The organism is Aminomonas paucivorans DSM 12260, assembly GCF_000165795.1.
GTDB classification, from domain to species: domain Bacteria; phylum Synergistota; class Synergistia; order Synergistales; family Synergistaceae; genus Aminomonas; species Aminomonas paucivorans.
Map to the genome: position 1 here is coordinate 1,290,049 of NZ_CM001022.1, position 19,871 is coordinate 1,309,919.

The window sequence follows — 19,871 nt, forward strand, 5'->3', positions numbered from 1 at the left end:
TGCATCGGGAGTGACGCCCATGGCACAATCTCTGAACACGATCCGGGAACTGGTCCTGCAGCATCGGGGATCGAAGGTCTCCTACCGATCAATGAACGGTCGTCGGAAGGTGGAGGAGCGTCAGGGGGTCATCGTCGAAGCTTACCCGTCTCTCTTTACGATGTACGTCGAGTCGCAGCATAGCACCGTGTCCTTCAGCTATGTGGACATCCTGACGAAGGAAGTGGTCTTGGAGCTGCTGCCGGGGCACGAAAAGCTACTTTAGCGGGATCCGGCAATCCTGGGGCGCCCTGGCTTCTCGCCAGGGCGCCCTTGCTGTATGGAGGAGGTTGGAACGTGGAGTGGATCGAGCCGTGTCCTTTGAAGGTGAATCTCTGCCTGGGGGTCGGACACCTCCAGGCAGACGGTTACCATGAGGTGGAGACCCTTTTCTGGCGCCTTCCTTCCCCGGAAATATTGACGATACGCGAAATAAATGTAAATAATGTGAGGGACCGGATCTTCCGCTCCGGGGATCCCTTCGCGGGAGAACACCTGGTTCGTCGGGCACTGGATCTCCTTCGACGTCACGGGGCGGTCCTGCCCCCCCTGGAGATCGGCTGTTCCAAGGTGGTGCCCGCCGGGGGCGGTGTAGGCGGGGGAAGCGGCAACGCCGCGGCCCTGATCCGCTGGGCCCGACGGTATGGCTTTGCCTCCCTGCTCCCTGAGGAGACGGGGGAGTTGGGCAGCGACGTTCCCTTCCTGGCGGACGGGGCCCCGCTGGCCTGGGGAGGGGGGCGAGGCGAGCGGCTCCTGCCCCTGTCCCCGGGGGTACAGGCCAAGGGATTCCTCGTCTTTCCCCGGTGGGTGTCCTGCACCGCCGAGGCCTACGGGCGTCTGGACGCCCTGAGGGAGGCCTGCGGTTTGTCGCAGGAGTTGCCTGATCGAGAGGAGGGAGAACGCATCCTCTCGGATCTGAGGGAACGACGGGTCGTGGGGTTGCTGCCCAACGACTTCGTCTCGGTGTCGGAGTCCCTCCACGGGGAGTACCGGGAAGCCTGGGCCCTGGCGGAGTGGGCGGGAGCCCTCGCCTGGGGGCTTTGCGGAAGCGGGAGCGGGTGGTTCGTGGTGTTGGATCCCCGGGCGGACGCGACCTCTCTGGGGCAAGTCCTGGGGAGGCTGTCCTGGGTGCGAAGGCTGGTGGCTTGGGAGGGTTGAGGATGAGAGGGCAACGGACGGAGCGCCTGGTCCGCATGGCTTCGAGGTTTCTCTTGGGACCGTCTCGCCAAGTGTCCCTGACGGAGCTGGCGGGGGATTTCGAGGTCTCCAAGACCGTGGTGAGCGACGATGTGGAGATCATCGACGGGGCCTTCGCGGAGGAGGGCCTCGGGCGGATCCTGGTGGATCGGGGACGCTGCGGGGGGGCACATTTTGTCCCCCAGGTTCGGGAGGAGGTCCGGTCCCGCTGGCTGGAGAACCTGGCGGGCATTCTGTCCGATCCCGAGCGGCTCCTGGCAGGGGGGTTGGTATACTACAGCGATCTCATCTTTGACCCCCGTTTCGCCTCCTCCCTGGGGTTCATCATGGCGTCCCGTTTTTCCGACGTGAAGCCCGACGTGGTGATGACCTCGGAGGTGAAGGGCATCCCCGTGGCTCTCTTCGCCGCCCACGCCCTGGGGGTGCCCCTGGCGGTGTGCCGTTTCCGCAATCGCCCCAGCGACGGGCCCGCCGTGGCGGTGCACTTTCCCACGGGGGCGGGGGACGTGCGGACCATGTACATGGGGACCCGGCAGCTGAGCCGGGGGAAGAAGGTCCTGGTGGTGGACGACTACATGCGCGGGGGCAGCACCGCCGCGGGGATGCTCCTGGTGGCTCGGGAGTTCGGGGCGGAGGTGGCGGGCGTAGGGGTCTTCATCGCCGCTGCGGAGCCCCGCCAGAAGGCCGTCCCCCAATACCGCTCCCTGCTCACCCTTTCCCAGGGGCAGGGGCGCATGAACGTGGAGGTAACACCCGCCAACTGAGGAAGACATGATGTATGCATCCCGTTTGACCGATGGAGTCCCTTGAATTAGAATCGGGCCTTGGGAGGAGGTGACCCTCGTTCATGATGGTCCGTGTCAACCAGGACGAATGCATCGGGTGCGGAGTCTGTGCCCAAATATGCCCCGAGGTTTTTGAATTAGATGAAGCGATCGGCAAGGCTCGGGTTTTGCGACCCGAAGGGGCTGAATGCGCCCAGGAAGCGGCGGACAGCTGTCCCGTCGGCTGCATTCAGGTGGAGGCCTAACCCGGCCGTCCCGACGGTGCGGGGACGGGTGGGGACCATGTCCGAGGAAGTCGCGTCCGGGCCCATAGCTCAATTGGTTAGAGCCACCGGCTCATAACCGGAAGGTCCCTGGTTCGATCCCAGGTGGGCCCACCAGACCGGAAGATAGGGGAAAGCCACCTTCGGGTGGCTTTCCCGTTTTTTGAGGAAGGGGGGATGAATGTGAGGATCGACGAATGGGTGCGGCGTGTCGAGGCGTCCCTGCCCCCCAGTTGGTGCGCCTCCTGGGACAATGCGGGGCTCCTGGTGGCGAGGCGTGGGGGCGAACTGGCCCGAGTGGCGGTGGCCCTGGAGGCCACCCCGGAGACGGTGGAAGCAGCCCATCTGCGGGGATGCGGCCTCCTGGCGGTGCACCACCCGATCCTTTTCCGCCCCCTTCGTCGGATCCTGTACCCTTCCCCGCAGGCGGATCCGCTGCTTGCGGCGGTGGCGGGAGACGTGGCGATCTACGCTGCCCACACCAACTGGGACGTCTCTCCCGAGGGTACCAACGTCTGTCTGGCCCGAAAACTGGGTCTGGAGAACCTGGTCCCCCTGGAGCTTCAGCCAGGGGCCTGGGGCCTGGGAGCCTTGGGATCCCTTCCCGCTCCCGTCTCGGGGATGGAGGTCCTCCGCTCCCTGTCCCGTCTCTGGGGGGTCACGTGGGTGCGGGGACTGGGGGGCCTGGATCGTCCCGTCTCCCGGGTTGCCCTGTGCGGGGGGTCCGGGGGAGATCTGTGGGAAGAGGCGAGGGCCCAGGGGGCGGAGCTTTTTCTAACCGCCGACATGGGGTACCATCTGCAATTGGACGCGGTTCGGTCGGGGCTGGCTCTGGGGGTCCTGGACCACGGCGAGATGGAACGGGCCAGCATGGAGGGTTTTGCCCGTTTCCTGGAAAACCGAGGGGGGCTTCCCGTGTCCCTACTGGTCGAACCGCAGGATCCCGCCCGATTCGTGTTTGCGGATCGGGTCATCAGCCGAGGTGAGGTCGAGTGAATCAGCGTGTGTTCAGCGGAATGAGGCCGACGGGGAAGCTGCATCTGGGGCATATGGCCGGAGCCCTGATCAACTGGGTCAAGCTCCAGGACGATCACGAGTGCTACTACAGCATTGTGGACTGGCACGCCCTCATGTCGGACTATGCGGACAGCAGCAGACTTCGGGACAACTGCCGGGAGATCCTCCTGGACTGGCTGGCGGTGGGGTTGGACCCGGAGAAGTGCACCATCTTCGTGCAGTCCCACGTGCTCCAGCACGCGGAGTTGAGCCTGGCCCTTTCCATGGTCACCCCCCTGGGCTGGCTGGAGCGCTGTCCCACCTACAAGGAGCAGATCCTGAACCTGCAGAACAAGGATCTCTCCACCTACGCTTTTCTCGGGTACCCGGTGCTCATGGCTGCGGACATCCTGCTCTACAAGGCGGGGCAGGTCCCGGTGGGGGTGGATCAGTCCGCCCATCTGGAGTTGAGTCGGGAACTGGCCCGGCGGTTCAACCAGTTCTTCGGGGAGGTCTTCCCGGAACCTCAGGCCCTGCTCACCCCCAACCCCAAGATGCCCGGAACCGACGGCCGGAAGATGAGCAAATCCTACGGAAACTCCCTGAACATCGCCGACGAGCCCAAGGAACTGTGGGAGAAGCTGCGTCCCATGGTGACGGACCCCGCCCGGTATCGCCGCTCCGACCCCGGAGATCCGGACAAGTGTCCCGTGTGGGACCTGCACCGGTTCTTCAATCAGGACCTGGAGGAACGAAAGGAACTGGAGCAGGGGTGTCGCAACGCGGGCATCGGCTGCGTGGACTGCAAGAAGAAGCTCTTCGTCCACGTGGAGAAGATGATGGTGCCCATCCAGGAGAGGCGACGCGCCTTTGCGGCCCGGGAGGAGACCCTGACGGACATCCTGCGGCACGGGGCGGACCGGGCACGGGGGACGGCGGCAGCCACCATGGAGGAAGTGTACCGGGCCATTGGCTTCTACCGCTGAGGCCCCTCCGGAGGTCCGGGGCCCGGAATCCTTCGAGGTTCGCCTCGACGCTTTCTCCGGCCCCCTGGACCTTCTCTGCCACCTGGCGGAGAGCCGACAACTCGACGCGGCGAAGCTCCCCCTTTCCGCGCTGTTGGAGCAGTACCTCCAGTTTCTCCTGCGCACCGAACGGGTTTCCTTGATGGAGATGGCGGAGTTCTTCTCCCTGGCCAGCCGTCTCCTCCTCTCGAAGCTGCGGGCCCTCTTCCCCTCCCTGGGAGAAGAGACGGAGGAAGGGGGAGAGGATGAACCCTTCGAGGAAATCTCCTTGGAGGAGTCCCTGGTGCGATACCGTCCCCTGCGCAACGCCGCAGCCTGGCTTGCGGATCGGCAGCGGGAGCGGGAGCGCTGTTTCGTGCGCCACGGGGAGGAAGGCCCCCCTTGGTTCGACCTGGGGGACCTGTATGCCCTGGCCCAGGTGTGGTGGCGTCTGGTGGAGGAGCGTTCCCGGGACTCCGCCGGGGGGGAGGAATGGTCGGAGGAGCTGGTGGACGGGGCCCCGGAGGAGCAGTGGGTGGAGGAGCGCATGGAGGAACTGCAGCGTCTCCTGGCCCTGGGCCCCACGTCCCTGCGGGCGCTGCTTCCCGGAGGGGCGAGGGGGGCGCTGGTGGTCACGCTTCTGGCTCTTCTGGAACTGTCCCGCCTGGGTCTGGTGACCCTCAGGCAGGAGGAACCCTTTGCGGATCTCGCCCTCTGCCTCCGCTGAGCCCCTGGGGCTGGTGGATAGGCAGGTGGAGGCGCTCCTCTTCGTCTCCTCCACTCCCCTGGAGGTGGGGGAGCTGGCGGGCTTCCTGGGTCTTTCGGCCTCGGCGATCCGCCAGAGCCTGGAGCGGTTGAAGGATCACTACGCCACGGGGCACGGGCTGGTGCTTCTGGGCCTGGCGGGGGGGTGGCAGCTGGCCACCGCGCCGGATCTGGGGGACCTGGTGGCGAACTTTCGGGACACCGCCCAGAGCCAGAGGGTGCGTTTGAGCCGCGCGGCGGTGGAGACCCTGGCAGCGGTGGCCTACCACCAGCCCGTGACCCGGGCGGAGGTGGAGGAGCTTCGGGGGGTTCGGTGCGACCGGGTGCTGGAGACCCTCCTGCGCCACGGCCTGGTGCGGGTGGCGGGGCGACGCAAGAGCACCGGGACCCCCCTGCTCTACCGCACCACGTCCCGATTCCTGGAGCTTTTCGGCCTGGGGGGGCTGGGAGAACTGCCTTCCCTGGAGGACCTGCAGGACGTGCTGCCTCCCGAGGCAGGCGGGGAGACGGACCCTTCGGAGGAGGAAAGCCCATGAGCGAGGATTCCCAGCGCCTGAACCAGTACCTGGCACGCTGCGGCGTGGCCTCCCGACGGAAGGCGGAGGCTCTGATCCTGGGAGGGCGGGTTCGGCTCAACGGGTGCGTCGTCCTGGACCTGGCGGTCCGGGTGCAGGGAGAGGATCGGGTGGAGGTGGACGGGGAGCCTGTCCTGCCCCGGGTTGCCCTGTATCTGGTCCTCCACAAGCCCCGGGGGGTCCTCTCGGCGGTGGAGGATCGCAGGGAGCAGACGGTGGTGGACCTGCTGCCCTCCCGATTCCGCCCGGAGCGTCCCTTTCCCGTGGGGCGGCTGGACAAGGACAGCGAAGGTCTTCTTCTCCTCACCAACGACGGGGATTTTGCCCAACGGTTGCTGCACCCTAGCGCGGGGATCGTGAAGAGCTACGAAGTCCAGCTGGACCGCCCCCTGGCTCCGGAGCATCGGGAGAGGATGCTGGAGGGACTCTGGTCCGAGGGGGAGTTCCTGCGTCCCCTGTCCATCCGGTCCCTGGGGGTTCCGGATCGTCGCTGGACGGTCTTCGATCTGGTGGAGGGAAAGAAGCGGGAAATCCGCCGTCTGGCGGCCCTGTTCGAGTATGGGGTCCTCCGGCTGATCCGCAGGAGGGTGGGAAAGCTGGAACTGCGTCGCCTGGAAACCGGGGTGGCCCAGGAGCTTTCCGGGGAGGCACTCTGGCGTCAGATTCTATCGGGTGGTATCGTATAGCCTAGATTGCCGGGCGGGGAGGACCGCAGGAGGGATGTCATGCAAGGTCTGGATGAAAGAACCCGCGACTTGATCCAAAGGCGCGTCCTCAAGCGCGTCAACGACATACCTTCTTTGCCGCAGTTCGTCATCGATACCCTCAAGAAGCTCGACGATCCCAAGAGCAGCGCCCAGGACGTGGCGGACAAGCTCTCCCGGGACGAAGGCCTGGTGTTGCGCATCCTTCGTCTGGCCAACTCGGCCTACTACGGCCTTCCCCGGAGGATCACCGGCGTCTCCGAGGCCATCTCCCTCCTGGGGTTCAAGACCGTCAAGAGCATCGTGCTGGCCGCCTCGGTCTACAAGTTCATGGACGGTTCCTTCACGGGCTACGCCCTGGATCGGGGAGAGCTTTGGAAGCACTCCTTGAGCGTGGCCTTCGCCTCTCGCTACCTGGCCAAGAAGATCAAGGGGCTGGACGACGAGGAGGCCTACGTGGCGGGGATGGTCCACGACATCGGCAAAATCGTCCTGAACGACTACGTCCGCTTCGGCTACGGCATCATTGCCAAGCTGGTGGAGGATGACCAGGTTCCCTTCATGGACGCGGAGCGTCAGGTTCTGGGGTTCGACCACGCCCAGGTGGGGGGGCTCATCATGGAGCAGTGGAATCTCCCGGAGACCTACATGCTTGCTGCCCGGTACCACCACTCCCCCTGGGAGCTTCCGGAGGAGTCCAAGGCCCACCAGGTCTTCGTGGACGTGATCCACGTGGCCAACATCCTCTGTCTCATGCTCGGGGTGGGGTTGGGAGCGGACGGTCTGCAGTACAAGATCCACCCGGAGAGCCTGGAGCGGCTGGGCATTGCCGACGTGGAGGTCCTCATGTCCGACCTGGTGGATCTGATGGCCAAGGTGGACGAAGAGATGGTCCTGGAGGATGCGGGATGATCCGTCGCCCCATCGTGGTGCTCGATGGTCCCGCGGGAGCGGGCAAGAGCACCGTCGCTAGGATGCTGGCCCGGGAGCTGGAGCTTCCCTTTCTGGACACGGGAGCCCTCTACCGTGCCGTGGCCTACTGGCTGCAGCGCCAGAAGGTCCCCCCGGAGGAGACGCCGGACCTGGAGTCTCGCGTCCTCTCCCTGGGGGTGCGCCTGGAGGGAGAACGGGTCCTGGTGGGACAAGAAGACGTGACGGCGGCGATCCGGACCGAAGCGGTGGACCGGATCGTTTCCTTGTATGCCGCCCTTCCCTCCGTGCGCAGGGGGCTGCTGGAACTGCAGCGAAGCCAGGCAGAACAGGGCTTGGTGGCGGAGGGTCGGGACATGGCTTCGGTGGTATTTCCCCGGGCGGACGTGAAGGTCTACCTGACCGCCTCTCCCCAGGTTCGAGCCCGGCGGCGCCACGAGGAGCGCCTTGCCGCGGGGCAGACCTCGGATTACGAGGCGATCCTTCGGCAGGTGGAGGAACGGGATCGCATCGACTCCAGCCGGGAGTGCGCCCCTCTTCGGGTGGACGAAGGCGCTTTGGTGGTGGACACCAGCGACCTTTCCCTTCCGGAGGTGGTGGATCGGCTCCGCCGCGCCGTGGAGGGTAGGGTTGCCCCCCATGGGAACTAGCCAGAATCCCTTTCTCTACACCCTGGTCCGCGGATCCTGCCGCCTGGGGTTTCAGACCCTCTTTCGGCTGCGGATCCATGGGCTGGACCAGATCCCTCAGGACGATCCCGTCCTGGTGGCCTCGAACCACATGAGTCACCTGGACCCTCCCCTGATCGGCTCCGCCTTTCCTCGCCCCCTTCACTACCTGGCCAAGGAGGAGCTGTTCTGCAAGCCCGTCTTGGGGCGACTCATCGCCGCCCTGGGGGCGCGCCCGGTGAGCCGGGAGGACAGCCAGAAGGCAGGGACGGTGCTCAAATTGCTTCTGCGGTTCCTGGAGGAGGGAAAGAGCCTGCTCCTCTTCCCCGAGGGAACGCGCTCCCCCGACGGCACCCTGCAACCCCTGGAGGGGGGCATCTCCTTTTTGAGCGTCAAGGCTCGGGTTCCCGTGGTGCCCGCGTGGATCACCGGCACCTACGAGGCGTTTCCCCGCGGGGCGTCCTTCCCCCGCTTCGTCCCCCTTGAGGTGCGCTTCGGGGCACCCCTGCGCCCGGAGGCATTTCTGGAGGCGGGCCTTTCGGAGCGGGAAGCCCGAGCGGCGCTGCTTCAGGAGCTGGCATCCTCCCTTCGCACCCTGGCGTCCCTCCCTCGCCCATGACCACCCCCCGCAGAGCCGTGTTGGCTTCCCTGGTCCCCGAAGGGGATCCGGCTCTTCTGGAGCTGGAGGCCCTTCTTGGCAACCTGGGGTACGAGGTGGCGGGGACGGTGTTCCAGAAGCGCGCCGCCCCGGATCCGTCCGGGTTTCTCGGGCAGGGCAAGGCCGAGGAAATCCGCCTCTTCGCCCAGGCCCAGGGGGCGCGGATCCTGGTGGTGGAGGGGGAGCTCTCCCCTACCCAGCGGCGCATCCTGGGAGAGAGGACGAAGCTGGAGGTCTGGGACCGCCCCTACTTGATCATGAAGATCTTCGAGGCTCGGGCGGTGACGGCGGAAGCGAAGTGGCAGGTGCAGTTGGCCGCGTATCGCTACGAGATTCCCTTCCTCAAGGGGCTGGGACGGCAGATGTCCCGCCCCGGCGGGGGCATCGGTACCCGCGGTCCGGGGGAAACGGAGTTCGAACGACACCGGCGGAAGATTGAGCGGCGCATCGGAGCCATCGAGGAGAAGCTTCGGGAGGTGCGCCGCCGGCGCAAGGAGCGAAGGGAGCGCCGCCGTAAGGAAGGGCGGCGTTTGGTGGCCCTGGTGGGGTACACCAACAGCGGGAAGACCACCCTGCTGCGGCGCCTTTCGGGAGATCCGAAGGTCCAGGGGGCGGATCGGCTCTTCGCCACCCTGGACACCACCTCCCGAAGCGTGCTTCTCCCTTCGGGGCAAAGGGTCCTCTTCACCGACACCGTCGGATTCATCCGGCGCCTGCCCCCTCAGCTGGTGGCGGCCTTTCGGGCCACCCTGGAGGAGACCCGGGATGCGGACCTGATCCTGGTGGTTCTGGACGGAGCGGACCCGCAGGTGGAGGCTCACTACGAGGTGGTGCTGGAAACCCTGGAGGCCCTGGAGGCGGCGCAGGTGCCCCGAGTGGTCCTCCTCAATAAGGCGGACCTCTCGGCGGCGGAGGCCTCGGAGGACTGTCTTTCCCTCCTGCGAGCCCGGGGAGAACGGATCGTTTCCGGGAGCGCCTCCACCGGTGAAGGCCTGGAGGCTCTTTTGGAGGCGGTGGAGAATCGCCTGGACGAGCCCCGAGGGGGACCCCCCGAACCGGGGGGGGAGGAAGGAGGGATTCCGGCATGTTCACCAGCATGACCGGCTATGGGAGGGCGCAGGTGGAGAGGGATTGGGGATCCCTGAGCCTGGAACTGTGGAGCGTCAACCACCGCTACCAGGAGGTCACGGTGCGGCTTCCTCGGGAGCTTGCCTCGTGGGAGCCCTGGTTTCACCAGAGATTGCGGAAGGGCTTCCGGAGGGGAAAGGTGCAGGGGAAGCTGGAGATCCTCTGGGCCGCCTCCCGCAAAGCGGGCCGGGTGAACCGGGAGGCCTTCCTCCATTTCTTCCGGGAACTGGACGCCCTGCGCCGGGAGACCGGAGAGGGCGGGGACATCGCCCTGGACCGTCTCCTGGGGATGCCCGGGGTGCTGGAAGTCCCCCTGCTGGAGGGGCAGACCTCCCAGGAGGACCTGGAAACCCTGCTGGAGGGACTCCTGCAGGAAGCCTTGGGCGCCTGGAACGCCATGCGTCGAACCGAGGGGGCAGCCCTCTGGGGAGAGGTCCTGGGGCACCTGGAGAGCTACGAGGGATGGATCCGGAGGATCGACGAGACCTGGGCCTCCTCCCGAGACCAGGCCTACGAAGCCACCAAGGGGCGCATCCGCGAGCTTTTGGACGCCGCCGGGGTGGCCCCGGACGAACACCGGTGGATGCAGGAACTGGCCTACCTGGCGGATCGGTGGGACGTCTCGGAGGAGTTGGCTCGGATCCGCAGCCACCTGTCCCAGTTCCGCAAGCTGGGTCAGGAGGCGGAAGGTTCCGGCCGGAAACTGGATTTCCTCGTCCAGGAGCTGAACCGGGAGACCAACACCCTGGACTCGAAGGTCGCCGACGCGGCCATCCGCGCCCTGGCCGTGGAGGCCAAGGCCGCCCTGGAGCGGGTGCGCGAGCAGATCCAGAACCTGGAGTGAGGACGTCGCCATGGTGAAGCTCGTGCACGTCGGCTTCGGGAACCTGGTGGTGGGGGAGCGCATCGTGGCTCTCATCGGACCGGCTTCCGCCCCCATCAAGAGGCTCAAGGAAGAGGCGGCCAAGGAGGGGCGGCTGGTGGATGCCACCCAGGGACGCAAGACCCGGGCTATTCTGGTGATGGACAGCGGGCATGTGATCCTCTCCGCCCTGCATCCGGAGACCTTGGCGCACCGTTTCGAGGGGGAGGGGGAGGAGGAAAGGGATGAGTAGGGGGATTCTCTTCGTCCTTTCCGGCCCCAGCGGCGCCGGGAAGGGCACCCTGCGGAGGCTGCTCTTCCAGAGGCTCCCCGGGCTGGCCTATTCCGTCTCCTGCACCACCCGTCAGCCCCGTCCCGGGGAGACCGAAGGGGTGGAGTACCACTTCGTCTCCGAGGAGGCCTTCCGGGAGATGATCGCGCAGGGACGGTTCCTGGAGTGGGCCAAAGTGCACGACCACTTCTACGGGACCCGGGCCTCGGACGTGCGGGAGGTCTTGGAGCGGGGGTTGGACGTGGTGCTGGAGATCGACGTTCAGGGGGCCCTTCAGGTCAAGAAGGCGATCCCCGAGGCGGTGACCCTGTTCATCGACCCACCGTCGGTGGAGGAGCTGGAGCGGCGCCTGTCCTGTCGGGGCACCGAGGCCCCCGAAGAACGGCGGCTTCGGCTCATGAACGCGAAGGCGGAAATGGAACAGGCCCGATCCTACGACCATCGGGTGGTGAACGACCACCTGGAGGAGGCCCTGGAGGATCTGGCCCATCTCGTGGAGTTCTACCGCGGGAAACGAATGAAGGAGGGTACCCCATGATTTTTTGCGACCTGGAGAAGATCTACCGGGAAAGGAACATCTCCAACAAGTACATCCTGACGCTCATGGTCTCCGCCCGAGCCCGGCAGCTGAGCGAACAGAAGGGGCGTCTGGTGGCGGAGGACACGGGAGAGAAGTTCATCACCCGAGCCCTGCGGGACGTCCAGGAGGGGCGCGTGGAGTTCCGTTTCCTGGAGCCTCCGGCGAAGACCCCCGGCAGCGGGCATGTTGTCGTGGAAGACTGACCGAAGGATCCTCCTGGGGGTTTCCGGGGGGATCTCGGCGTACAAGGTGACGGACCTGGTACGCCATTGGCGGCACGCGGGCTGCGACGTGGAGATCCTATTCACCGAGGCGGCGGAGCGGTTCGTAAGCCCCCTGGTGCTCTCCACCTTCACGGGCCGACGGGTCTGGAGGGAGGAGGACTACCTGGACCCCGAAAAGGGCTTCTCCATCCCCCACATCTCCCTGGCGGACTGGGCGGAGGCGATGGTGGTGGCCCCCTGCACCGCCCACGTCCTGGGTCTGGCCGCCCGGGGGGATTCGGGAACCCTTCTGGGGGCGGCCCTCCTGGCCACCCGTGTCCCCGTCACCCTTTTCCCCGCCATGAACGTCCACATGTGGGAGCACCCTGCCACCCAGGAGGCGGGAGAAGCCTGTCGCCGATGGGGCTACGGGGTGGTGGACCCGGAAGAGGGGGACCTGGCCTGCGGCTACGAGGGCAAGGGGCGACTCCCCCGGACGGAGGTCCTGGCGGAGTGGACCTGGCGTTCCCTGTCCCCCAAGCGGGACCTGCAGGGGAAGCGGGTCCTGGTCACCGCGGGTCCCACTCGAGAGTATCTGGACCCGGTCCGCTTTCTCAGCAACCCCAGCACCGGTCGCATGGGGGTGGAGATTGCCCGCACCGCCTGGTACCGGGGGGCGGAGGTGACGGTGGTCTGCGGTCCTGGGGTGGATCGGTCCCTTCCCGGTGTGACCTGGGTGCCCGTGGAAAGCGCCCAGGACATGCACGCCGCCTGCATGGACCTGGCGGATCGGGACGTCATCGTCAAGGCCGCTGCGGTGGGGGACTACCGGGCAGAGACCCCCAACCCCCAAAAGGTCAAGCGCCGGGGGCGCACAGGCTGGACCCTGGAGCTGGTGGCCAATCGGGACATCGCCGCGGACCTGGGGGCGCGCAAACGTCCCGGGCAGATGTTGGTGGGCTTTGCGGCGGAGACCCAGGATCTGGCCGCCCATGCCCGGGAGAAGCTGGCCGCCAAGGGGTTGGACCTCATCGCCGCCAACGACGTTTCCGCTCCCGGGGTGGGGTTCGGCTCGGAGGAGAATGAGGTCCGGCTCTTCGCCCCGGAGGGGGAGCTGGGAGTCCTTGCGGGAAGCAAGGAAGAGGTGGCGGACCGTCTCTGGGATCACATCGCGCTGCGAGTCGACCGCTGAGGGCAGGGCGTGTCCTGTTTCGTTCCGGTTCTCTTCCCGGGGCCCTGGTGGAGGCCCCTTTCCTACCTCTCCCCGGAACCTCTGGAGGAAGGGGTTCGGGTACGGGCTCCTCTGGGACATGGGAAGGCGGAACGTCCCAAGGTGGGCTTCGTCTGCTCCCCCGAGGAGGGAGCCTCGATTCCCCCGGGGCGCTGCAAGCCCCTGCTGGAGGTGGTGGACCCTCGCCCCACGATCCCGCCGGATCTCTGGCACCTCGTGGCCTGGGGGGGGCGACAGTTCGGCGTCCCCGGAGGCAACCTCCTGGAGCTGCTCTTTCCCCGGTGGGTTCTGGAGGGAGAAGCCCTCTGCCCTTGGGGGGCGGAAACCCTGGAACCTCCGGGTTCCCTGGAGCCTCGCTGCGTCCTCCGGTGTCCCGACCGTTCCCGGTGGGAGGAGTATCGCCGAATCCTGGAGGAAGAGGTATCCCCGACCCTGCTCCTTTTTCCCGAGAGGATTCAGGGAGAGTGTTTCGCCGCCTCCCTGGAAGGAGAGGAACGGCAGTTTCGTTGGGTCCTGTGGCCTTCCCGCGCCCGAGACCAGCGGCTTCTCTGGCAGGAGGCCCGGGAGGGGCGGTGGGATCTCGTGATCGGATCCCAAGGGGCGGCGACTCTCCCCCTGAGGGGACTAAGGCGGGTGATCCTGGACGACGAGAGCAGCGAAGCCTGGCGGCCCCTGCGTCATCCCCGCATTTCCCTCCGCAGTCTGGTGGGGGAGCGATGCCGTGTCCGAAGAGGGGCGTTCTTCCTGGGCGCTCGGGTCCCTTCCTCCAAAGTCTTCCTCCGTGCCTCCAAGGATCCGGAAGGACGGACCACCCCGGGGAAACGGCTGGTCTTCGTGGATCTGCACAGCCTCAAGACGGTGCCGGAGGAAGCGGGCGTTCCCCGGTCTCCCGTGAGCCCCACCCTGCGTCGCCGGACGGAGGAGGTGTTACGGCAAGGGGGCAACGCCCTCTGGGTCCTGGACCGCAAGGGCTTCGCCGGGGCTCTTCTCTGCGGGGAGTGCGGCCACTCCTGGGCCTGCCCCGCCTGTGGGGTCCCCGTGGTCTGGTACAGACGGGAGGATCGGCTGCGGTGCCCCTCCTGCGGTTCCCTCCAGGACGTCCCGGAAAGGTGCCCCCGCTGTGGGGGGGGGTGGATCGAAGCGCGACGCCCCGGCCTGGAGTCCCTGTTCGACGAGGCACGGCGGTTTTTTGGCGCTCGGGGGGGCGGAAGCGTGGAGGACGCAAGCCTGCCCCTCCACGCCAAGGAACGGGCGGCACGGAGGGGACGACTTGCCCGGGGAGGGGTCCTGCTGCTGGGAACCCGGGGAGCCCTGGAGATCTGCGACCAGGCTCCGGTAGGCCTGATCGGGTGGGTGGAGGCGGACGGAGAATCCCTGCGGGAGGAGCACGATGCCCGCTTCCGCGCCTACCGGCTTCTCTGGGAGTCCTGTTGGCGGGGGATCGATGCGGATTCCCGCATCGTGGTGGTGCAGAGCCGCATGGCGGGCAAGGGATGGCAGGGAGGGTTGTCTCGGGGGTGGTCCTCCTTCTGGAGGCAGGAGCTGGAAGAGCGTCGCCAGCTTCGTCTTCCCCCTTACGGGGTGCTGGTGCAGGTGGAGGCGCCGCCGGAGGAAAGAAAACGCATCCAGGCTGCTTTGGACGAGGCGGGAGCTTCCTGGATGGAGCAGGAGGGGAGCGATGTCCTTTGGATCCGGGAGGAACAGCCTGCCCGGGTGCCTGCCCTGCTGGGACGTTTTCTTCCCCCGAAGCGTCCCGCCCAGCTGCATCCCCGCATCACCCTGTGGACCGATTGAAAGAGCACGGCAAAAGGAGGGTTCGGTCATGTCCATCATCGCACTGGTGGGACGCCCCAACGTGGGGAAGTCGTCCCTGTTCAACCGCCTCATCGGCAAGCGTCTGGCCATCGTGGACGACATCCCCGGCGTGACCCGGGACCGCCTGTACGGCGAGGCGGAATGGGACGGGAAGCGGTTCTACCTGGTGGACACGGGAGGCATTGAGGCCTCCTCTCCCCACCCCTTCGAGAAAGCCATCGAACACCAGGTGCGCATCGCCCTGGAGGAAAGCGACGGGGTGGTGTTCATCCTGGACGGCAAGGACGGGGTGACCCCCGGGGACGAGGCCATCGCGGACCGGCTGCGCCGGGCGGGGAAACCTGTGGTGGTGGCCATGAACAAGCTGGACAACGACAAGCGCGACGAGAACCTGGCGGAGGCCTACGCCCTGGGGTTCCCCTGCGTGCTGGGCATGAGTGTGGAGCATAACCGGAACATGGGGGACCTGCTGGACGAGATCTCGGCGCTGCTGCCGGAGGCGGAGCCGGAGGAACGCAGCCCCGACGAGCCCGTCCGGGTTGCCTTGGTGGGACGTCCCAACGTGGGCAAGTCCAGCCTGTTCAACAGCCTGCTGGGGGAAGAGCGCACCCTGGTGAGCGACATCCCCGGAACCACCCGGGACACGGTGGACTCCCTTCTGGTCTGGAAGGGCATGAACCTGCGGATCATGGACACGGCGGGTCTGAGGCGGAAGAGCCGCGTGGACGGAGCTCTGGAGTACTACTCCACCGTTCGTACCTTCCAGGCGGTGGACCGTTCCGACGTGACGGTGGTGCTCCTGGATGCCCAGGAGCTTCTGGCGGAGCAGGACAAACGACTGGTGGGCCACGTGCTGGATCGGGGGAAGGGGCTTGTGCTGGGGGTGAACAAGTGGGACCTTCTACCCCCGACGGAGGATCTGGGAGATCGCATCCGGGACCGGATTCGGGAGGAGCTGCCCTTGGTGCGCCACGCCCCGGTGGTGTTCCTTTCCGCCAAGACGGGGCGAGGGGTGCAGCGGGTGCTTCCGTACGTGAAAACGGTGGACGAGAACCGACGCAGGCACCTGAAGACCTCGGTGCTCAACAAGCTGGTTCGGGAGACCCTGGAGTTCGAGCGTATGCCGGGAGACGGAAAGGGGCATTTCCTGAAGATCCTGTACCTCACCCAGGCAGAGACGGTGCCTCCCACGTTCCTCTTTTTCGTGAACGACCGGCGCCTGGTGGAGCGTCCCTTCATCCGAAGGCTGGACCGATTGCTCCGGGAATTGGACGATTTTTCGGGGACCCCCCTGCGAATTTGGTTCCGAGACAGGGAAAATCAGGAAACTTCCAGGTCTGGACGGGGTTGAGCCCTTGACCAGTCCATGATTTGGCGGTAATAATCGAAAATAGCCTAGAGCAGGGCTGATTCAAAACCTTCGCCCTAGGCGATGATCCCAATTCGGAGGTGACGGAAGGTGACCAAGGCAGATCTGGTGAATGAGCTGGCCAAGGCGGTGGAAGACCTGACGAAGAAGAAGGCAGCGGAGATCGTGGACGCCCTCTTCGAAACGGTCCAAGGCGCTCTTGCCAAGGGAGACAAGGTTCAGGTCGTGGGCTTCGGGACGTTCGAGGTTCAGAGGCGGGCGGCGCGCCAGGGGCGGAATCCCCAGGACCCCAAGAAGACCATCAACATCCCCGCGAAGAACGTTCCCGTGTTCCGGGCCGGCAAGGCGTTGAAAGACCTCGTCAACAAGTAGATCTTCCCTGGCTCATCCTTACGCCACACCATCCTTCATCGTTCCCTTTCGGCGGACCGTCCCTCCGGGGCCGGTCCGCCTTCCCGTCTCCAATCATGTTCCTGGGCCAGACGGATCCACTGAGGAAGGGTCAGCTCCTCCGGGCGAGCGGTTCGAGGCAGGGCCAATGGGGCGAGCCTCCCTTCCGCCTCTTCCCGGGGGAGCCGCCAGCCGGCGATCCAGTTGTTCACCAGGGTCTTGCGCCGCTGGGCGAAGGAACCCCGGACGAAGGCGCGCCAAGAGGGATCGTTGGCCAAGTCCGGTTCCCGCTGGATGCGGATCTCCAAGATGGTGGAAGCCACCTGGGGGATGGGGCGGAAAGCCCCGGGGGATACGGCGCGGACCTTCCGGAGGGTACCCATACGCTGCAGGGTGATCCCCAGGGGGGTCCGATCTCGGCTCCCTTCCTGCGCCATGAGGCGCCACGCGGCCTCCCGCTGCACCATGAGCACCAGGGTTCGAGTCCCCCGGGGCGTCAGTTCCTCCAGGAACTTCCAGATCAGGGGGGTGGTGATGTGGTAGGGGAGGTTGGCCGCCACCAGATGGGGGATTTCGGGAAGCAGATCCTGGAAGGTGACCCGGAGGGCGTCCCCCCAGAGGAGGGTACCCTTGGGGGCGTAGCGGGCAAACAGAGGCTCCAGGAAGGGCTCCAGGCGCCGGTCGATCTCCAGGGAAAAGACCTTCCGGCAGGGACTACCCAGGAGGGCCTCCGTGAGGATGCCCTTCCCCGGTCCCACCTCCAGGACCACCGTGTCCGGGTCAGGGGCCGCGGCTGCCACCAGGTCCCGCACCACCTTGGGGTCCACGAGGAAGTTCTGGCCGATCTCGGTTCTGCAGGCGAAGGGGGTCGGATTTTCCATGGGGCGCACCTCCAAGGGTGAGGATGGGGGGAGAACTTCCTGCGGTTCACCCCGAAGGACGGTGCGAGGCGCCGCCCCCGGTAGGGCATACGAAAAAGCGGGGGTCCAAGACCCCCGCTCTGCCTTCTGGTCGGGATGAGAGGATTCGAACCTCCGACCACCTGCACCCCATGCAGGTGCGCTAGCCAGGCTGCGCTACATCCCGAAAGCGAGTGTTATTCTATCCTCCTTCCCCGGTTCGGTCAAGCGGGGTCTTGCCAGAGCACCCAACGGAGGCCACTGTCGGGGCTTCCTGTGTCCCGGGATGCGGGAGCCTGAGAGCGAGCGCTTGAACGGACCCGCCCGGGCAGGGATAATACGAAACCGCGACGTCCCGGCGAGGGCGCACGGGAAAGGATGGGGTGCATGTACTGGGCTTTCCAAGACGTGGTGGTGGACGGAGCGAGGCACCCGCTGCCTCTGTCCTGGGTCGTCCCCGGAGGGGACGGACGGCTGTTCGTGGAGATCGGCTTCGGGAACGGGGAATTCCTGGCTCATCTGGGACGTGCCGAGCCGGGGGCCACCGTGGTGGGGATCGAGGTCTCCCAGTGGTGCGTCACCAAGGCTGCCCGAAGGGTCCAGGCCTGCGGGCTCACCAACGTCCGCCTGCTTTGGGGGGATGCCCGCCACCTGATCCCCCTGTGCTTCGCTCCGGCATCCCTGGATCGGGTCATCCTGAACTTCCCGTGTCCCTGGCCCAAGAACCGTCACGCCTCCCGCCGGGTCACCAGCCCGGAGTTTGCGGGCCTTTTGTCTCGTTTCCTCAAACCAGGCGGTTTTTTTTCCCTGGCCACGGACGTGGACTGGTATGCTCGTTCCGCCCGGGAGTGTTTCGCCGCTCTTCCGGGGTTTTCCCTCCGGGAGGAGAGGACCAATCCCCAGAGGGAGTACCTGACGAAGTACGAGCGGAAATGGAAGGAGGAGGGCCGGGACACCTTCACCCTGGAGGTGGAGTGGGCCGGCGGTGGCGTCCCCGCTCCCGAACCCCGCTTCGAGGAGGAGTCGCTTGAGATGGACATGCCGAACTGCGGTCAGGGTCTTGCCTCGATCCTGGAGGGGCTGCGGGACCGGGAGGGAGGGCGGGGAGACCACCGCTTCGTGTTTCGCGAGGCCTTCACGTCTCCGGGAGGCGAGGGAATCCTCCTGGCCATCACGGTGGACGAGGGTTTCGAGCAGCACTTCTTTCTGCGTTTTTACCCCAGCCGGGGTCGGATTGCCGTGAAGCCCGACCCCACCACCTTGCCCTACCGCACCCCTGCGGTGAAGGAGGCTCTGAAGGAAGCCTCCCGGGCCCTGGGTTCGCCTGCCTCGCGGGAGGCCTAGCGAGGGGCGCCTCGAGAGACCCGGGAGACCAGGGGGTTCAGGGCCAGGAAGGCCCAAGGGGTCAGGGCGATGCAGATCAGGGCTTGGTTGAGCCCCCAGGCGTCCGCCAAAAGCCCTAGGGGGGAGGTCACCCAGTTCGCCAGACCCCAGGAAACTCCCATGGCCAGGGAGCTGGCAGTGCTCCGGGATTCCGGGGTGGTCTTCTGCGCAAGAGCGGTGGTCACGGGGGAGCTGGAGGACAGGACCGCGCCCCCCAGAACCAGGAGAAGCCAGGAAATTCCTCCCTGCGTGACAAGGCCTCCCAGCAGCAGAGCCGGGGCCAGGGCGAAGCTCCCGGTGAGGAAGGGGCGGGTGCCCAGCCGGTCCGAGAGGCGCCCCGCCACCATGCCTCCCGCCATGCCTCCCAGGGTGTAGGCGAACAGCAGCGTCCCTCCCTGGGCCAGGGTCCCTCCTCGCAGGGTGACCCAGAGGGGCAGGAAGACCCGGATCCCCTGGGAGGTGGCGTCTCGGGCGATGGTTAGGGCCAGGATGGGGGCCACCAGCCGTCCCACGTGGAGGAACTGCTTGAACGGGGGGAGCTGAGAACCCGCTCCGGGGGTCCTCCGGGGAAAGATCCCCCGGCACAGCAGAGGGATCAGCAGGGCGCCCGCCGAGACCCCGACGAGGCCCAGGTGTCCCGGAGTATCCCACAGGGCCACGGCATAGAGAGGGCTCAAGGCCGCTCCCAGGGTTCCTGCGGCGGCGAAGATCGCCAGGGCGCCTCCCAGTTCGTTTCCCGGGACCACGGCTCCCACCAGCCCGTGTCCCTGGGGGTGGAACGCCGCGGTGCCCAGGCTGAAGATGCCTACGATTAGGAAGGCCAAGGGGAGAGTGGGAGCCAGGGGGATGAGGCAGGCTCCCCACAGGGTGAGCACCGGTCCCCAGAAGACCAGAAGGGATCGGGCGGACCGATCCGCCCAGAGCCCCGCCAGGGGCTGGGCGATGAGATGGATGCCTCCGAAGAGGGCGTTGAGGGTTCCCGCCTCGCCCAGGGTAAGGGACAGGTTGCGGATCAGAAGCGGCAGGAAAGTGGGGAGGAACGAAGCATGGAGATCGTTGATGAAATGAAGGCCCGAAAGCACCATAAGACCCTTGTGGCTCCGGCGGCCGTCTGCGTTGGTATGGCTGGACATGG

General features: G+C 66.5%; 24 protein-coding genes and 2 tRNA genes. 23 read left to right on the forward strand and 3 right to left on the reverse strand.

The window, feature by feature from the left end; all coding sequences use genetic code 11:
• Positions 1-19: 19 nt before the first annotated feature.
• The 22 genes from APAU_RS05965 to APAU_RS06070 all read left to right on the forward strand — a co-directional run bounded on the left by APAU_RS05965 (position 20) and on the right by APAU_RS06070 (position 16,436).
• Entirely contained in the window at positions 20-265 is a 246-nt protein-coding gene (locus APAU_RS05965; RefSeq protein WP_006300828.1) for a Veg family protein, read from the forward strand.
• Between the two features lie 221 nt (positions 266-486).
• Positions 487-1,197 carry a GHMP family kinase ATP-binding protein gene (locus tag APAU_RS05970; protein ID WP_050792482.1) on the forward strand — a complete coding sequence of 237 codons (711 nt, stop codon included), beginning with the start codon at positions 487-489 and terminating at the stop codon, positions 1,195-1,197.
• A gap of 2 nt (positions 1,198-1,199) precedes the next feature.
• Entirely contained in the window at positions 1,200-2,000 is an 801-nt protein-coding gene (locus APAU_RS05975) for a phosphoribosyltransferase family protein (protein ID WP_006300830.1), read from the forward strand.
• Between the two features lie 86 nt (positions 2,001-2,086).
• Positions 2,087-2,266, forward strand: coding sequence for a ferredoxin (locus APAU_RS05980; RefSeq protein ID WP_332248413.1), 180 nt, complete (start codon positions 2,087-2,089; stop codon positions 2,264-2,266).
• Between the two features lie 58 nt (positions 2,267-2,324).
• Positions 2,325-2,401, forward strand: a tRNA-Ile gene (locus APAU_RS05985).
• A 66-nt stretch (positions 2,402-2,467) separates the two neighbouring features.
• Positions 2,468-3,280: a Nif3-like dinuclear metal center hexameric protein gene (locus APAU_RS05990; protein ID WP_198004040.1), complete on the forward strand. Its 813-nt coding sequence runs from the start codon at positions 2,468-2,470 to the stop codon at positions 3,278-3,280.
• Complete coding sequence (gene trpS, locus APAU_RS05995; RefSeq protein ID WP_006300833.1) at positions 3,277-4,266, forward strand: tryptophan--tRNA ligase; 990 nt, start codon at positions 3,277-3,279, stop codon at positions 4,264-4,266. Before APAU_RS05990 ends, trpS begins: the two co-directional genes overlap by 4 nt.
• Entirely contained in the window at positions 4,250-5,011 is a 762-nt protein-coding gene (locus APAU_RS06000; protein ID WP_006300834.1) for a segregation and condensation protein A, read from the forward strand. The genes trpS and APAU_RS06000 overlap by 17 nt, the downstream gene beginning before the upstream one ends.
• Positions 4,983-5,585 (forward strand): SMC-Scp complex subunit ScpB, encoded by a 603-nt coding sequence (gene scpB / locus APAU_RS06005; RefSeq protein ID WP_006300835.1) that lies wholly within the window; start codon positions 4,983-4,985, stop codon positions 5,583-5,585. The genes APAU_RS06000 and scpB overlap by 29 nt, the downstream gene beginning before the upstream one ends.
• Positions 5,582-6,310 carry a pseudouridine synthase gene (locus APAU_RS06010; protein ID WP_006300836.1) on the forward strand — a complete coding sequence of 243 codons (729 nt, stop codon included), beginning with the start codon at positions 5,582-5,584 and terminating at the stop codon, positions 6,308-6,310. Before scpB ends, APAU_RS06010 begins: the two co-directional genes overlap by 4 nt.
• A gap of 69 nt (positions 6,311-6,379) precedes the next feature.
• A complete protein-coding gene (locus APAU_RS06015) occupies positions 6,380-7,240 on the forward strand; it encodes an HDOD domain-containing protein (protein ID WP_232207774.1) in 861 nt (286 codons plus the stop codon).
• Positions 7,237-7,908, forward strand: coding sequence for a (d)CMP kinase (cmk, locus tag APAU_RS06020; RefSeq protein WP_006300838.1), 672 nt, complete (start codon positions 7,237-7,239; stop codon positions 7,906-7,908). Before APAU_RS06015 ends, cmk begins: the two co-directional genes overlap by 4 nt.
• Positions 7,898-8,545: a lysophospholipid acyltransferase family protein gene (locus tag APAU_RS06025; protein ID WP_040345747.1), complete on the forward strand. Its 648-nt coding sequence runs from the start codon at positions 7,898-7,900 to the stop codon at positions 8,543-8,545. The genes cmk and APAU_RS06025 overlap by 11 nt, the downstream gene beginning before the upstream one ends.
• Positions 8,542-9,684 carry a GTPase HflX gene (hflX, locus tag APAU_RS06030; protein ID WP_006300840.1) on the forward strand — a complete coding sequence of 381 codons (1,143 nt, stop codon included), beginning with the start codon at positions 8,542-8,544 and terminating at the stop codon, positions 9,682-9,684. Before APAU_RS06025 ends, hflX begins: the two co-directional genes overlap by 4 nt.
• Positions 9,669-10,556 (forward strand): YicC/YloC family endoribonuclease, encoded by an 888-nt coding sequence (locus tag APAU_RS06035; protein WP_006300841.1) that lies wholly within the window; start codon positions 9,669-9,671, stop codon positions 10,554-10,556. Before hflX ends, APAU_RS06035 begins: the two co-directional genes overlap by 16 nt.
• Before the next feature lie 10 nt (positions 10,557-10,566).
• On the forward strand, positions 10,567-10,827 hold the full coding sequence (locus APAU_RS06040) for a DUF370 domain-containing protein (protein ID WP_006300842.1): 261 nt from the start codon (positions 10,567-10,569) through the stop codon (positions 10,825-10,827).
• The gene (gene gmk / locus APAU_RS06045) at positions 10,820-11,404 is read left to right on the forward strand and encodes a guanylate kinase (RefSeq protein WP_006300843.1); all 585 of its coding nucleotides are present in this window, start codon (positions 10,820-10,822) and stop codon (positions 11,402-11,404) included. Before APAU_RS06040 ends, gmk begins: the two co-directional genes overlap by 8 nt.
• Positions 11,401-11,649 (forward strand): DNA-directed RNA polymerase subunit omega, encoded by a 249-nt coding sequence (gene rpoZ / locus APAU_RS06050; RefSeq protein WP_006300844.1) that lies wholly within the window; start codon positions 11,401-11,403, stop codon positions 11,647-11,649. Before gmk ends, rpoZ begins: the two co-directional genes overlap by 4 nt.
• On the forward strand, positions 11,630-12,841 hold the full coding sequence (gene coaBC / locus APAU_RS06055) for a bifunctional phosphopantothenoylcysteine decarboxylase/phosphopantothenate--cysteine ligase CoaBC (RefSeq protein WP_006300845.1): 1,212 nt from the start codon (positions 11,630-11,632) through the stop codon (positions 12,839-12,841). The genes rpoZ and coaBC overlap by 20 nt, the downstream gene beginning before the upstream one ends.
• Before the next feature lie 9 nt (positions 12,842-12,850).
• The gene (locus APAU_RS06060; RefSeq protein WP_040344938.1) at positions 12,851-14,674 is read left to right on the forward strand and encodes a primosomal protein N' family DNA-binding protein; all 1,824 of its coding nucleotides are present in this window, start codon (positions 12,851-12,853) and stop codon (positions 14,672-14,674) included.
• Between the two features lie 28 nt (positions 14,675-14,702).
• Complete coding sequence (gene der, locus APAU_RS06065) at positions 14,703-16,046, forward strand: ribosome biogenesis GTPase Der (protein WP_006300847.1); 1,344 nt, start codon at positions 14,703-14,705, stop codon at positions 16,044-16,046.
• A gap of 108 nt (positions 16,047-16,154) precedes the next feature.
• On the forward strand, positions 16,155-16,436 hold the full coding sequence (locus tag APAU_RS06070) for an HU family DNA-binding protein (protein ID WP_006300848.1): 282 nt from the start codon (positions 16,155-16,157) through the stop codon (positions 16,434-16,436).
• Between the two features lie 35 nt (positions 16,437-16,471).
• Here APAU_RS06070 and rsmA read toward each other — a convergent pair whose 3' ends face one another.
• The gene (gene rsmA, locus APAU_RS06075) at positions 16,472-17,335 is read right to left on the reverse strand and encodes a 16S rRNA (adenine(1518)-N(6)/adenine(1519)-N(6))-dimethyltransferase RsmA (RefSeq protein WP_006300849.1); all 864 of its coding nucleotides are present in this window, start codon (positions 17,333-17,335) and stop codon (positions 16,472-16,474) included.
• Between the two features lie 127 nt (positions 17,336-17,462).
• Positions 17,463-17,540, reverse strand: a tRNA-Pro gene (locus APAU_RS06080).
• A gap of 200 nt (positions 17,541-17,740) precedes the next feature.
• Between APAU_RS06080 and trmB the strand changes: the two genes are divergently transcribed.
• Positions 17,741-18,697: a tRNA (guanosine(46)-N7)-methyltransferase TrmB gene (gene trmB / locus APAU_RS06085; RefSeq protein WP_006300850.1), complete on the forward strand. Its 957-nt coding sequence runs from the start codon at positions 17,741-17,743 to the stop codon at positions 18,695-18,697.
• Here the strand turns inward: trmB and APAU_RS06090 are convergent.
• Complete coding sequence (locus tag APAU_RS06090; RefSeq protein ID WP_006300851.1) at positions 18,694-19,869, reverse strand: MFS transporter; 1,176 nt, start codon at positions 19,867-19,869, stop codon at positions 18,694-18,696. The genes trmB and APAU_RS06090 overlap by 4 nt on opposite strands.
• Positions 19,870-19,871 lie beyond the last annotated feature (2 nt).